Consider the following 13,765-nt stretch of genomic DNA (forward strand, 5'->3'; position numbering starts at 1 on the left):
TGCGAGGAGCGAAGCGACGCGGCAATCTGTACCCGCGGAGGCACATCCCCAGATTGCTTCGCTGCGCTCGCAATGACAGAAAAGGCGACCCCGAGATTGCTTCGCTACGCTCGCAATGACAGAAAAAGCGACTCCAGACTACTTAGCGGAGTTCGCAACGACGTGAAAGAGCCACCGGTCTGCGGTGGCCCCAAGCGACTTACTGACGATAAGCGGCTTCTTTCAGCGCACGGATGCGCTCATCCAGCGGCGGGTGGCTGGCAAATAGCTTTTCCACCAGCGAGCGCGTTTGGCCTTTGGTGATGGCCATGGCGCGCAGCGTGTCAGGCATTTGATCGGGCATTTCCGTTTCGGTTTTCAAGCGTGCCAGCGCGCTGACCATAGCGTTAGTGCCTGCCAAGCGCGCGCCCGCTTCATCGGCGCGGTATTCGCGATAGCGCGAGAACCAAGCGACGATGGCCGAGGCCAAAATGCCGAACACAATCTCAGCGACCATGACTACTGCGAAGTAACCCATAAAACCGAGCCCGCCTTCACCATCGCTACGGCTGCGCAGGAAGTTATCGACCAAGTGTGCCACTACCCGGGCAAAGAACATCACGAAGGTGTTCACCACGCCTTGAATCAGCGCCAGTGTCACCATGTCGCCATTGGCAACGTGGCCAATTTCGTGAGCCAGTACCGCCCGCACTTCTTCCGGTCGCATGCGATTCATCAAGCCTGCCGAGACGGCCACCAGTGCATCGTCCTTGTTCCAGCCCGTAGCAAAGGCGTTGGATTGCTGTGCCGGAAAGATGCCCACTTCCGGGGTTTTAATACCCGCTTCACGGGAGAGCTCCGCGACCGTGTCCAGCAACCACCGTTCGGTCGAGTTGGAGGGCGTTTCGATGATCACCGTGCCGGTGCTGCGCTTGGCCATCCATTTGGAAATGAAGAGCGAGATGATGGAACCCGCCATGCCGAACACAAAGCAGAAGATCAGCAGGCTGGTGAAGTTGATGCCCTGGCCGCGCAGGTAGCCCTCTACACCGAGCAAGCGCAAGGTGATACTGGCGACCAGCAAGACCGCTATATTGGTCGCTAAAAACAGCAGAATTCGCATCATGGTGCAGGTTCTCCCTCAACGTTTAGAAACCGGTTCATACACAGCCAGTGAAATGGTCACAGAATAGTTGCTTAAATACGTACTGTTCGTGGCAGTTTCAAGTCACGCTGCGTCAAATAGCTGTTTTAATCGGCATATTCACCTAGCTAGGCTCACTGCCGGTAGCGGGATAGGAAGTTGGCAAAACGGTCCAATGCATCACCGAGTTGGTCTGCCCAGGGCAGGGTCACAATGCGCACATGATCCGGCTCTGGCCAGTTAAAGGCGGTCCCTTGTACCAGCAATATTTTTTCCTGCAGCAGCAAATCAAGCACCATCTGCTGATCGTCTTTGATGTTGAAAACTTTTGGGTCCAGACGCGGAAACGCATAGAGCGCGCCTTTTGGCTTCACGCAGGAGACGCCGGGGATCGCGTTCAGCTTTTCTACCGTGATGTCACGCTGGGCCAACAGCCGCCCGCCAGGCAGGATTAAATCGTTAATCGACTGATAGCCCCCCAGCGCGGTTTGAATCGCGTGCTGGGCGGGCACGTTGGCGCACAGACGCATGGAAGCCAGCATATTCAGCCCCTGGATATAGTCCTGAGCGTTCAATTTGGCCAAGGTGCCGGAGATAATCATCCAGCCCGAGCGAAAGCCCGCACAGCGATAGCTTTTGGAGAGCCCGTTCATGGTGATGACTAATTGGTCATCGTCCGCTAACGCGCCCGTGGCGGTGTGCTCGACGCCGTCGTACAGAATCTTGTCGTAGATCTCGTCAGAGAACACCACCAGATTGTGCTGTTTGGCTATCGCCAGTACCTCTTTGACCACTGCGGGCGGATAGACTGCACCGGTCGGGTTATTGGGGTTGATCAGCACAATGGCGCGCGTGTGGCTGGTGATTTTGGCGCGAATATCCGCCATGTCGGGCGTCCAGTCGGCCTGCTCGTCGCACAGGTAGTGCACCGCATGGCCACCGGAAAGGTGAGCGGCCGCGGTCCATAGTGGGTAGTCTGGTGCGGGAATCAGCACTTCGTCGCCGTCATTGAGCAGCGCCTGCATGGCCATCACGATCAGCTCAGAGACGCCGTTACCGATGAAGATATCCTCAATCCCCACGCCGGGAATCTGCTTGCGCTGGCACTCCTGCATAATCGCTTTGCGCGCAGAGTAGAGCCCCTTGGAGTCGCAGTAGCCCTGGGCAGTGGGCAGGTTACGCATCACATCCTGGAGAATCTCTTCCGGCGCCTCGAAGCCGAAGGGCGCGGGGTTGCCGATATTCAGCTTGAGAATTCGTTGGCCTTCCTCTTCCAAGCGCTTGGCGTGGTCGAGTACCGGGCCGCGAATGTCATAGCAGACATTGTGCAGCTTATGAGATTTCTTTAGCGGTTGTGATTCGTGCGACTGCGGGGTATCCATGAGGTGTTTGTCCAAAAGTAGCTAGAAGCCCAAAAGTATCCAACGTCATTATGTGTTTACTAGGTCAAAGGGTGACTTAGCAGTGCTCGGCTCATTATGCGTCGGAAAGGCCTTGATTGTCTTCGTCGTTTTGCACCGGAGGTGGCGGAATATCTGCCGGGGTTTCAAGCGTTAGCCTGCCCAGCTTGCCGTCGCGAAGTTCGTGAAGCAGTACTTCGGCGCCGCGGTGCAGATCAACCGCGCCGCCGGGGCGCAGGCCGCCACGGCGGGCAGCGATATCTTTTAAGATGGCGTTACCGTCGAAGCCAGCAATAGCGAGAAAATCAGGCTTTTTCGGACCGTCCGCATCAATATCGTGGGGGAGGTCCGGCGCGGTGTAAGGCGGCAGCTCTTTGAGCTTATAGCGCTCGGTGAGCGCTTCGGGGTAGCGCTTGGCAAGCTCCGCGCTGGTGACAATCGCCACATCGGTGTACTCAATGGCGGTATCGCGAATGGCGCCGGTAGCAGCGAGACGATAAGCACTGGCCTGGTCTTCGATTTTGGGCCACAGCACGCCTGGGGTGTCGGTAAGGGCTACACGCCCATCGATACGCACCTTCTGTTGACGCTTGGTGACCGCAGGCTCGTTACCGGTCTTGGCGATTTTGCGCCCAGCCAAGCCATTAATCAGCGTGGATTTCCCGACATTCGGTATACCCATCACCATCACGCGCACATCGCGGTCAGCGCGCACGGCACCGGCCAGTTCATGACACAGCTTGGGGATTTTCTTCAGCTCACGGGTATTGGTCGTGGTAACGGCTAAGGCACGCATGTTCTCTTGGGCATCGAAAAATTCGACCCACTCGGCCGTCCGCTCTGGGTCGGCGAGATCGGCGCGGGAGAGAATTTTCAGCACCGGCTTATGGCGGGTTAGCTCGGCCAGCATCGGGTTGGCGCTGGAGTAGGGCAGACGCGCGTCGAGGACCTCGATCACTACGTCAATTTCAGGCAGCACCTCCTTAATCTGGCGGCGGGCCTTGTTCATATGTCCGGGGAACCAGCCGAGCATGGGTCTCTCCTGAAAGTACAAAAAATAGAGGCACAAAAAAGCGGGCGACCATTCTAACAGATGGCGCCCGCCTTGCTGTGCTTCCTTTTAGCAAGGATTACTCGTCGGGGTGAAACTCTAACGACACCGAGTTGATGCAGTAGCGCAAGCCGGTGGTCTCGGGTGGCCCGTCGGGGAAAACGTGGCCCAGGTGTGCATCACAGTGAGAACAGACGACCTCGGTGCGCTGCATGCCGTGAGTGGTATCTGTATGCTCTTCAACGCAGCGGCTACCCAGCGGCCGGTCAAAGCTGGGCCAGCCGCAGCCAGCATCAAACTTGTGCTCGTTCTCAAACAGTGGCGCATTACAGCACACACAGTGGTAAATACCCTGAGCATCGCGCACCTGATAATCCCCGGTGAAAGGGCGTTCAGTGCCTTTCTCGCGTGCCACGCGGTACTGCTCTGGCGTTAACTGCTTTTGCCACTCGTCGGGGGATTTTTCTATTTTCGCCATGGGGTTCTCCTCTCCCTCTGGTTGGCCACTCTTCAGAGGCTTATTAAGCAGGCTAGCTTAACACTCTCATGAGTGACAGTGAGTCGCCTGCTCAAGTTCAGCATGGATGAAACTCCCCAAGATGTGTTTATACGCTGGCCGCGCCGCCGTTACTGCGCGGATCGTGAGCGCTCTCTATCAATCCATGCGGGTGGTGCACGATACCGCCCGCATGACCCATGGTGTCGCTGAAGGCTTCAGGCAACACTTCCACATCGTGGCCGGCTGTCGCTAGGGCGGTTACAAGGGCATCGTCAAAACGCGCTTCGAGTTTTAAGTTAGTGCTGGTTTCACCCCAAGTACGACCCAGCAGCCAGCGGGGCGCGGTTATCGCCTGCTGAAGCGGCATGCCGTGCAGCGCATAGCGGGAAAATACCGCCGCCTGGGTTTGCGGCTGGCCTTCACCGCCCATGGTGCCGTAGACCATGGTACGACCATCGTTAAACTTGGCCATTGCCGGGTTGAGCGTATGGAAAGGTTTGCGGCCAGGGGCTAAGCCGCGCAGGTCGTCGGGATTAAGCGAAAAGCTGATGCCGCGGTTCTGCCACAACACGCCGCTTTCCGGCAGCACCACGCCACTGCCGAACTCCCAATAGATACTCTGGATAAAGCTTACTGCACGGCCTTCGCTATCGACGGTGCCCATCCAAATGGTGTCGCCAGGGGCTGGCTCGTGTGGCCAGGGCAGGGCGCGTTGTGGGTCAATTTGAGCCGCTTCCCGACCAATATTCGCCTCGCTGAGTAACGCCTGCAGTGGTGTGGGGACACGGCCCGGGTCAGTCACATTTTGGTCACGTAGGATAAAGGCGCGCTTGGTCGCTTCAATCAGCCCGTGCAGGTGATCAAAACCGTTGGGCTCGGCGGCTTTCAAGCGCTCGTAAATGGCCAAAATCATTAACGACGCCATGCCTTGGGTCGGCGCTGGCAGGTTGTACAGCATGGCATCCTGGAGGGTGACTTCCAGCGGCGTGACGCGCTGGGCGCGGTAGGCGTGAAAGTCAGCCAAGCGCAGGGGGCTGCCCACTGCTTCCAAATCTTTCGCCATGCTAGCAGCCAGTTCGCCGCGATAGAAATCATCTAATCCGGCTTCCGCTAATCGCTTGAGGGTGGCCGCTAAGCGTGGCTGGCGCAGGCGCTCACCCTCCTGGGGCACCTGGCCGTTAAGCAGCAGGGAGTCACTAAAGCCAGGGCTTTGAGACAGGCGTTCAACGTGTTTGGCAGTGAGGGCTTCCTGGCTTTGGGTGACCGAAATACCCGCTTCGGCATGATGAATGGCGTCGGCCAACAGCGTGGTCAGAGGCAGCTGCTTTCCCCAGCTCGACGCTACGTTCAGCGCTTCATGCCAGCCGCCAATCGTGCCCGCCATGGTCAGAGCAGCTTTAGGGCCACGCTCGGGAATCTGCGTCTCACCGGCGTAGAAATCCGCATTGGCGAGGCCCGCTGCCGGGCCGCAGGCGTCTATGGCAACGGGGGCTTTGCCGGGCTCATGAATTAACCAAAAACCGTCGCCACCCAGGGCATTCATATGCGGATAAACCACCGCAATGGCCGCGGCGGCTGCCACCATGGCTTCCACCGCGTTGCCGCCCTGTTTCAACACATCTCGCCCGGCGCTAGCCGCCAGGTGATGTGGGGCGACGCAGCTGCCGCCGTAACTACGTTGGGTGTGAAGCATCTTAAATTCCTTTGTTATTGATCATGGTTACCAGCCAATGGCGTTCGGCAGCCAAGTGGCGATGCTGGGAAAAATAAACACCAGCGCAACGGCTAAAAACTGCAGCCCGATAAACGGCAGGGCGCCTTTGTAGATATCCAGCGTGGTGACCTCTTTGGGGGCCACGCCCTTGAGGAAAAACAGTGACCAGCCAAAGGGCGGGGTAAGAAACGAGGTTTGCAGCACCAACCCCACTAGAATGCCCAGCCATACCATATCGACGCCCATCTGAACGAAGAACGGTAAAAATAGTGGCAGGGCAATATAGCTGATCTCAATCCACTCGAGGAAGAAGCCCAGCACGAACATCAGCAATAGCATAAACAGCAGCGCGCCGAATTCACCGCCTGGCACCCAGTCAAACATCCGGGCGACAAGGTGCTCGCCACCCAGGCCACGAAACGCTAGCCCAAATACCTGCGCACTGATCAAGATAAAGAACACCATCGCCGAAATCACCAGCGTGGCCTTGGCGACCTCCTTGAGTAGGGTGAAGGTTAACTGCCCCAAGCAGGCGACAAATACCAGCGCCCCCAGCGCCCATCGCGGCAGCCTCGGTAGGCGCGGCAATACCGCCGATAATCGAGCCCAGTACCGCAAACACCAAGCCTGCCGGCGGGCCCAAATATACATCGCCGCTAGCGTTAGCCCCGGCACCATGGCGTCGGCGAACATCGTGCCGACCGATTCACTCAAAATTTCTGCCAATAGGATTAGCACCAAGCTAGGCGGAATAATCTGACCTAAGGTGCCGGATGCGCAGATCATCCCGGTCGCAAGTGTTTTAGAGTAGCCTCGGCGTAGCAGCGCCGACGCCGAATTATCACGCTGAGCACTTTCAACGTGCATGGCTGTGATGTAACCCCCATGCTTTGCTTGTAGGTAATTGAAAGCTGGCCAATTAGGTTGGTGAAGGGTAGAGAGCTTGACAGCTCAATAAGGTCTGAGTAACATACGCGCCACCTCGACGAGGCAAGCAACGTCCCATTCGTCTAGTGGTCTAGGACACCGCCCTTTCACGGCGGTAACAGGGGTTCGAACCCCCTATGGGACGCCACTTATTTTTAAAGATTTGGTTTTTAGGGTAAGCGGTCGTCAGGGTTATCGGAATGCGGGAATAGCTCAGTGGTAGAGCATCGCCTTGCCAAGGCGAGGGTCGGGAGTTCGAATCTCCTTTCCCGCTCCAATTAGGTGTGTGGTAAGTCAGGCGAGGTCGGGAGCTGGAACGCCAGCCCGGTCGAATCTACTTTCCCGCTCCAAAGTAGTTGAAGTAATTATAGTGTCCCATTCGTCTAGTGGTCTAGGACACCGCCCTTTCACGGCGGTAACAGGGGTTCGAACCCCCTATGGGACGCCACTTCCGATAGGTTAGGTAAAAAGCTAAGCAAGTGTTCTATAAGCGGGAATAGCTCAGTGGTAGAGCATCGCCTTGCCAAGGCGAGGGTCGGGAGTTCGAATCTCCTTTCCCGCTCCAGTTTAGGCGTGTGGTTAGTCAGGCGAGGTCGGGAGCTGGAGCGCCAGCCCGGTCGAATCTTCTTTCCCGCTCCAGTTTTAGGTGCCGGATTAAGTTGTTTTCCTGCTCCAATAAGTCCCATTCGTCTAGTGGCCTAGGACACCGCCCTTTCACGGCGGTAACAGGGGTTCGAACCCCCTATGGGACGCCATCAAGCGTTATACGTCGTTTTGTTTGCGTTGCGGGAATAGCTCAGTGGTAGAGCATCGCCTTGCCAAGGCGAGGGTCGGGAGTTCGAATCTCCTTTCCCGCTCCATGTAAACTCTTATATTTCTTCTTTGCCCGCCTTTATTCCTTCTGTATGCATTCTAGCGTTAAGCGTTAGTGTTGATCGCCTATCCTGGGCGAGCTTTTTTGTGCTCTTAAATCGGTAATGATCTACGCCCAAGTTCAACATTGGGCTGGGCGCAGAAGAATGTTCCTAAGTAGTTAGTTGGCGAGTGTGAAGTGGCTTACGACATCGTTTAATGTCTGTGAGCGCTTGGTAAGATCGTTGGCTGAGGATGCCGTTTGCTGAACCATGGAAGCATTATCCTGGGTTGCCTGATCTAATTGAGCGATCGCTACGTTAATTTGTTCAATGCCTCGGGTCTGTTCATGGGTAGCCGCAGTAATATCGGTAAATAAATCATTAACCTGTTGGATCTGCTGGTCAATTTTTTGCATCCGCTCTTTCGCCGTGCCCACCAGCGAAGCACCTTGGCTTACCTGTGTGTTCGAGGTGTCGATCAGCGTTTTAATCTCCTGAGCTGCGCTTGCTGAACGGTTAGCCAGCTGGCGCACTTCTCCGGCGACTACGGCAAAGCCTCTACCATGTTCACCCGCCCGCGCGGCTTCCACGGAAGCATTTAGCGCCAGAATATTAGTTTGAAATGCAATGCCGTCGATCAATGTGACGATCTCGGTAATTTTGGCAGCTTCTGCGTTAATGGCTTGCATCGAAGTCGCAGCTTCGCCAATGGCTTGTTGGCCTGCTTGAGATGTTTCGCCTGCACTGCGTACTAACTCTTTGGCTTGTTCTACGCTGTCGGCATTTTGGCGCACCGTGGCGGTGACTTCTTCCATGCTAGAAGAGGTCTGTTGTAGCGCGGCGGCCTGTTGCTCGGTGCGTGATGAGAGCTCTTGGTTGCCCGAAGCAATCTCGCCTGCATTATGATCAACGGCTCTGCTGGTGGCTTGTATCTCCTGCATTGTATCGTGCAGCTTATTACGCATTTCTTGGATATCGTGCAATAAGCTGCTGGAGTCATTCTGTTTGAGTGCCACGGTCGCGGATAAGTCGCCTTGAGCAATGCGGCCGACGACGCTCGCTGCGTAACTAGGCTCACCGCCAAGGCGGCGTAGAATGAATGAAATCATGCTCCAGAACGCAAGGGTGACCAGTACGCCAGCAAGTATACCTACTACTACACTTTCGATAAGTTGACTCATGATTGCGCTGTTCACATCTCCCATGAAGACACCGCTGGCAATATAGACATCCCAGGGCGCATAAACTTCAGCGTAGGTGCGTACCAGCGGTTGTGCATCGCTTCCTCTTGCGAAATTAGAGTAGTACTCAGTAAAGCCGCCTCCCGTGCCTCGTGTGTTATCTAGAATGGCTTGGAAAATACGCGTGCCTTCAGGATCGGTAACCTGGGCTAGGTCTTCTCCCCGAGCCCGTTTAGGGTGGGCAAGCATTTTCAGATCGTCACTAAACGCGAATAGATAGTTATCTTCTTCCCCGAATCGCACGTCGCGAATGGTTTCAAAAGCGAGGGTTTTAGCTTTGTCTAGCGTAATGTCGCCCTGCTGGGCCAGTACGTCAAAATGTTCCATGGTCGAAACCGCTATATCCACGGCAGTGACCATGCGTTGCTCGCGTTCGGTATATAGCAAGGCACGACTTTGCCATGCATTAACAACAATCATGATGGCAAGAATTAACCAGAGTACGATGACTCCAATAAGGCGCTGACGTCGCAGGGGTAGAGCGGCTAGGCCCTTCATGGCTTTAGGCGAAGCAGTCGATGGAAAACTGATTAAAGCCTTTGAGTGGTGAGAAACGGTGGCGCTCATTATGTGTTTAACTCTCTTATGTGTTTGGTTCCCTTGTATGCCAAGCGGAAGTCATCCCTACATAGCACGACGCTAATACTAAAGTATTAATATTAGTGCTTCTGCATCAAAAGCGTGGCAAAGTGTCATTTAATGTACATATTCCCCTGAATCTAGAGCGCGCTAGCAAATAGCAGGCTACGTGGAGCAGTGGGATGGCTTGAAAAACATATGATTGCCCCGATATCTCTCCCTCTAACGCACTTACTTGTGCTTCTTATTTTGCTGACAGGACATGTTTATGGCCGAACCGGCATTGTCGATCCGTGGCCTTACCAAAGTGTATGGCAACGGCTTTCAGGCACTCAAAGGTATTGATCTCGACGTCCAACAGGGCGATTTTTTTGCTTTGTTGGGCCCCAATGGCGCCGGTAAATCCACCACGTTAGGTGTGGTCTGCTCGCTGGTGCAAAAGACGGCGGGAAAGGTCACCATATTTGGCATTGATGTCGATAAAGATTTCGCCAAAGCTAAGTACCAGCTGGGTGTCGTGCCGCAAGAGTTCAACTTCAACCAGTTCGAAAAAGTGCTCGATATCGTGCTGGCCCAAGCGGGCTATTACGGCATGACCAGTCGCGAAGCCTTGCCTCGCGCTAAACAGCTGCTGACCGACCTTGGCCTATGGGAAAAGCGCAACGGCAACGCGCGCATGCTCTCCGGTGGTATGAAGCGCCGCCTGATGATCGCTCGGGCGTTGATGCATCGCCCCAAACTGCTGATTCTTGATGAACCAACCGCAGGCGTGGATATCGAGCTGCGGCGTAGCATGTGGGAGTACATGCGGCGGATTAACCAGGATGAAGGCACCACCATCATTCTGACGACGCACTACTTGGAAGAGGCCGAGAGCCTCTGTCGCAATGTCGCGATCATCAATAATGGTGACATTGTGCGCAATACCAGCGTGCGGGAGCTACTGGCCGAGCTTGATACCGAGACTTTCCTGATCGACTTGGCTGAGCCAGTCGCAGAAGTGCCCAACATCGAAGGTTTTGAGTTGCACCAGCTAGAGCCCACCCAGCTTTCGCTGTTAGTCCATCGTGGTCAGCGTTTGAACGATGTGTTCAAAGCGTTGAGTGAGCAGGGCATCGAAGTGGTATCCATGCGCAACCGGGCCAACCGCCTAGAGGAGATGTTTGTGTCGATGGTAGAAGGCAGTGGTCAAGGGGCGATAGGCCCGCGCGTCGAGAAGACGGAGGAGCGCGTATGAACGCTACGCAAACATTGATCGCTCTATGGACGCTGGTGCTCAAAGAGATCAAACGCTTCACCCGCATTTGGCCGCAAACGCTGCTGCCACCTTCGATCACCATGGCGATGTACTTCATCATCTTCGGTAATCTCATCGGTTCGCGGATTGGTGACATGGGCGGCTTCAGCTACATGGATTTCATCGTCCCGGGGCTGATCATGATGTCGGTGATTACCAACAGTTACTCCAACGTGGCGTCGAGTTTCTTCTCGAACAAGTTTCAGCGTTCGATTGAAGAGATGATGGTATCGCCCATGCCCAACTGGGTGATACTGGCTGGCTTTATCTTAGGCGGCATGGCGCGTGGCCTTGGCGTTGGGTTGATTGTGACGGTCGTTTCGCTGTTCTTTACCCGCTTAACCATGGAGCATCCTCTGCTCACCGTGCTTGTTGTCGTGCTTACCTCAGCGCTATTCTCTATTGGCGGCTTTATTAACGCGCTACTGGCCAATAAATTCGACGATATTTCTATCGTGCCGACGTTTATTCTCACGCCGCTGACCTATCTGGGTGGGGTGTTTTACTCTATCTCGATGTTGCCCGATTTCTGGCAGGGCGTTTCCATGCTCAATCCGATTTTGTACATGGTTAACGTTTTCCGTTACGGCTTCTTAGGCGTGTCGGATATTCCCGTTGGCTGGGCGCTCGCTGCTATTTTTGCCTTTATCATTGTGCTGTTTAGCATTGCGCTTGCGATGCTGGAGCGCGGCAAAGGTATTCGCAGCTAGACGCATTAATCCGATTGAGAAGAGAGCTTTTATTACATGTCAGATCGCCCAGACACGTTAGAGCACGCGCCGTTAGGGCGCGATTCTGCTTACCCTGAGCAGTATGACGCGGGGCTGTTATATCCGATCCCTCGCGCAGCCAACCGGGCGCCACTGGGGATTGAAGAAGGCGCGCTGCCATTTGAAGGCGAGGACGAGTGGCACGCCTTTGAAGTCTCCTGGCTGAATAGCCGCGGCAAGCCCATTGTCGCCGTGGCACGCTTTCGATTACCCGCAAGCTCGCCCCATCTGATTGAGTCTAAATCCTGGAAGCTATACCTCAATAGCTTCAATCAAACCCGTTTCTATAGTCGTCAGGACGTGATGGAAACGCTTGCCAATGACCTCGCGGTTGCGGCAGGTGCTGCGGTGAGTGTCGAGTTATTTGATGTGGATGCGCCTGAGCTTTCAGCACGCTCCTTACCGGGCGAATGCTTGGACGATTTAGATATTGCAGTAAGCGATTACACACCCAGCAGTGACCATCTAACGGTAGGGGAAGCGGTCGTCGAGGAGACACTCTACTCGCACCTGCTGAAATCTAACTGCCCCGTTACCGGCCAGCCAGATTGGGGAAGTGTGTTGATTCGCTATCAAGGGCCCAAAATCGATCGCGAAGGGTTACTGCGTTACCTGATTGGGTTTCGTCAGCATCAGGATTTTCACGAACACTGCGTTGAACACATCTTCACCGACCTAATGACCCATGCGAAACCAACGCAACTGCTGGTGCTAGCGCGTTACGTGCGTCGCGGTGGATTGGACATAAGCCCCTGGCGCGCAACGCCTGGTCTAGCGCCGCCCACGCCGCTGCGCCTAGCAAGGCAGTAAGCGGCAGTGTTATAAATGATGATGCCATCAATGGCGGTACTAGGTTTTGTCTGAAAAGTCGGCGAGCGAAGGCCAGACAAGGCAAAAATCGGCGAAAAGACGGAGTTTACGTGGTGTAAATGAGTACTTTGAGCCGATTTTTAACGCCGTATGGTCGAGCGAAGCCAGTTTTCAGACAGAATCTAAGTAGCCCACCAATTGGATTTGGAGTTATTAATGGACGCACTCACGCTACTTCACGAACGCAGCTCGATGGGCAAGCTGATTGAGCCAGCGCCTAGCAGCGAACAGCTAAGCGACATCTATCAAGCCGCTTTGCGGGCGCCTGACCATAAAGAGCTGCGCCCCTGGCGCTTCATAGAGTTCAGTGGGGAAGGGCGTGAGCGCCTGGGCGAACTATTTGCCGAGGCGGAGTTCCAGGAAAATCCTAGCGCCGACGACGATACGCTCAACTCGGCGCGCAAAAAGCCGCTGCGGGCGCCGATGATTATCGCCGTGATTGCCAAGGTCACGCCTGGACTCGAAAAAGTGCCCAAAATGGAGCAAGTAATTTCCGCTGGCTGCGCCGCCCACGGTATTCTGCTTGCCGCCCATGCGCTGGGTCTTGGCGCCATGTGGCGCAGTGGCAAGTACGCGTTTGACCCGGTGGTACGCAAAGGATTAAGCCTGGATGAAGATGATGAAGTCGTCGCCTTTATCTACTTGGGCACCTTGGGCGGACGGCATAAGCCCGTGGCGCAGCATAACGTTGCTGACTTTGTAGAGCGTTGGGACTAACCATGAGCGTATCCCGTCAACCAGGTATCCCTCACCCACGTTTGCCGTTGCCAGAAGGCCAGCCAGACGACTTGGTCGCTTTCCAGCAGTGGCTGAGTGACGCCATTCCCATGGTGAGCGCGTTAGGTATTAGCGAGATGACGCGCCACCGCGATTCGCTCACGTGGCAGTTGGCACTTGAGCCCAACCTAAACGATAAAGGCACAGGCTTTGGCGGCGCGCTCTCGGCGCAAACCACGCTGCAAGGCTGGTGCTGGGTCACCTTATGGCTGCGCGAACAGGGCATCGCCCGCGATGTAGTGGTTGCTGAGGCCACCCAACGCTTTCTAGCACCGGTCACCGATAACTACCGTTTAGTATGCACACCTGCTGAACCTGAAGGCTCCTCTCAACTAGCCCAGAAGCTTGAGGAGCGTGGGAAAGGTCGCATTGCGTTAACCCATCAGCTCTATTGTGGCGAGTCACTCTGCCTGGAAGCCAGCGGCAGCTACGCCGTGTTGCCAGCCTAAGGGCTTATTGGCCTGAAAAGGCTTGCTATTTCGAGGCTTAGCCCATAGTATGTGCGCCGTTCTGTCGCGAAAGGTAAAGCCTTTCAACAGCGCCAAAACGCGGAGGGGTGTCCGAGTGGTCGAAGGAGCACGCCTGGAAAGTGTGTAAGCCGCAAGGCTTCGAGGGTTCGAATCCCTCCCCCTCCGCCACAGAATTTAAGAAAGCCCGCTCAAT

12 protein-coding genes and 7 tRNA genes are annotated in these 13,765 nt (G+C 55.4%); 12 read left to right on the top strand and 7 right to left on the bottom strand.

The genetic code is table 11. The features are described from left to right. Positions 1–199 precede the first annotated feature (199 nt). The 6 genes from htpX to CXF87_RS07110 all read right to left on the bottom strand — a co-directional run bounded on the left by htpX (position 200) and on the right by CXF87_RS07110 (position 6,654). Positions 200–1,105, bottom strand: coding sequence for a protease HtpX (gene htpX, locus CXF87_RS07085; RefSeq protein ID WP_008958416.1), 906 nt, complete (start codon positions 1,103–1,105; stop codon positions 200–202). Between the two features lie 152 nt (positions 1,106–1,257). Beyond that, positions 1,258–2,505: a pyridoxal phosphate-dependent aminotransferase gene (locus CXF87_RS07090; RefSeq protein ID WP_008958415.1), complete on the bottom strand. Its 1,248-nt coding sequence runs from the start codon at positions 2,503–2,505 to the stop codon at positions 1,258–1,260. Positions 2,506–2,599: 94 nt separating this feature from the next. Beyond that, a complete protein-coding gene (gene ylqF / locus CXF87_RS07095) occupies positions 2,600–3,556 on the bottom strand; it encodes a ribosome biogenesis GTPase YlqF (RefSeq protein WP_101146117.1) in 957 nt (318 codons plus the stop codon). A 97-nt stretch (positions 3,557–3,653) separates the two neighbouring features. Beyond that, positions 3,654–4,052, bottom strand: coding sequence for a peptide-methionine (R)-S-oxide reductase MsrB (msrB, locus tag CXF87_RS07100; protein WP_101146118.1), 399 nt, complete (start codon positions 4,050–4,052; stop codon positions 3,654–3,656). A gap of 127 nt (positions 4,053–4,179) precedes the next feature. Further along, the gene (locus CXF87_RS07105; RefSeq protein ID WP_101146119.1) at positions 4,180–5,766 is read right to left on the bottom strand and encodes a gamma-glutamyltransferase family protein; all 1,587 of its coding nucleotides are present in this window, start codon (positions 5,764–5,766) and stop codon (positions 4,180–4,182) included. A gap of 27 nt (positions 5,767–5,793) precedes the next feature. Next, on the bottom strand, positions 5,794–6,654 hold the full coding sequence (locus tag CXF87_RS07110; RefSeq protein WP_232774745.1) for a TRAP transporter large permease subunit: 861 nt from the start codon (positions 6,652–6,654) through the stop codon (positions 5,794–5,796). A 132-nt stretch (positions 6,655–6,786) separates the two neighbouring features. Between CXF87_RS07110 and CXF87_RS07115 the strand changes: the two genes are divergently transcribed. From CXF87_RS07115 to CXF87_RS07140, 6 genes are all read left to right on the top strand, one after another. Next, a tRNA-Glu gene (locus CXF87_RS07115) sits at positions 6,787–6,862 on the top strand. Between the two features lie 54 nt (positions 6,863–6,916). Beyond that, positions 6,917–6,991, top strand: a tRNA-Gly gene (locus CXF87_RS07120). A 95-nt stretch (positions 6,992–7,086) separates the two neighbouring features. Continuing rightward, a tRNA-Glu gene (locus tag CXF87_RS07125) sits at positions 7,087–7,162 on the top strand. 42 nt (positions 7,163–7,204) lie between these two features. Continuing rightward, a tRNA-Gly gene (locus tag CXF87_RS07130) sits at positions 7,205–7,279 on the top strand. Positions 7,280–7,393: 114 nt separating this feature from the next. After that, a tRNA-Glu gene (locus CXF87_RS07135) sits at positions 7,394–7,469 on the top strand. A gap of 30 nt (positions 7,470–7,499) precedes the next feature. After that, positions 7,500–7,574, top strand: a tRNA-Gly gene (locus CXF87_RS07140). Between the two features lie 173 nt (positions 7,575–7,747). On the opposite strand, the gene CXF87_RS07145 is transcribed toward CXF87_RS07140, so the two are convergent. After that, a complete protein-coding gene (locus CXF87_RS07145) occupies positions 7,748–9,376 on the bottom strand; it encodes a methyl-accepting chemotaxis protein (protein WP_101146120.1) in 1,629 nt (542 codons plus the stop codon). Between the two features lie 280 nt (positions 9,377–9,656). Between CXF87_RS07145 and CXF87_RS07150 the strand changes: the two genes are divergently transcribed. The 6 genes from CXF87_RS07150 (at position 9,657) to CXF87_RS07175 (ending at position 13,740) form a co-directional block, all read left to right on the top strand. Beyond that, positions 9,657–10,625, top strand: coding sequence for an ABC transporter ATP-binding protein (locus CXF87_RS07150; protein WP_101146121.1), 969 nt, complete (start codon positions 9,657–9,659; stop codon positions 10,623–10,625). Continuing rightward, positions 10,622–11,395: an ABC transporter permease gene (locus CXF87_RS07155; protein WP_008958511.1), complete on the top strand. Its 774-nt coding sequence runs from the start codon at positions 10,622–10,624 to the stop codon at positions 11,393–11,395. Before CXF87_RS07150 ends, CXF87_RS07155 begins: the two co-directional genes overlap by 4 nt. Positions 11,396–11,431: 36 nt before the next feature. After that, positions 11,432–12,265, top strand: a complete 834-nt coding sequence (gene queF / locus CXF87_RS07160; RefSeq protein ID WP_101146122.1) for an NADPH-dependent 7-cyano-7-deazaguanine reductase QueF — start codon at positions 11,432–11,434, stop codon at positions 12,263–12,265. Between the two features lie 216 nt (positions 12,266–12,481). Continuing rightward, positions 12,482–13,042 (top strand): nitroreductase family protein, encoded by a 561-nt coding sequence (locus CXF87_RS07165; protein ID WP_101146123.1) that lies wholly within the window; start codon positions 12,482–12,484, stop codon positions 13,040–13,042. 2 nt (positions 13,043–13,044) lie between these two features. Next, positions 13,045–13,551 (top strand): YiiD C-terminal domain-containing protein, encoded by a 507-nt coding sequence (locus tag CXF87_RS07170; protein ID WP_101146124.1) that lies wholly within the window; start codon positions 13,045–13,047, stop codon positions 13,549–13,551. 101 nt (positions 13,552–13,652) lie between these two features. Then, positions 13,653–13,740, top strand: a tRNA-Ser gene (locus CXF87_RS07175). The last annotated feature ends 25 nt before the right edge of the window (positions 13,741–13,765 follow it).

The sequence above is a fragment of the Halomonas sp. MES3-P3E genome, from assembly GCF_002836035.1.
In the GTDB taxonomy this organism is placed as follows: domain Bacteria; phylum Pseudomonadota; class Gammaproteobacteria; order Pseudomonadales; family Halomonadaceae; genus Vreelandella; species Vreelandella arctica.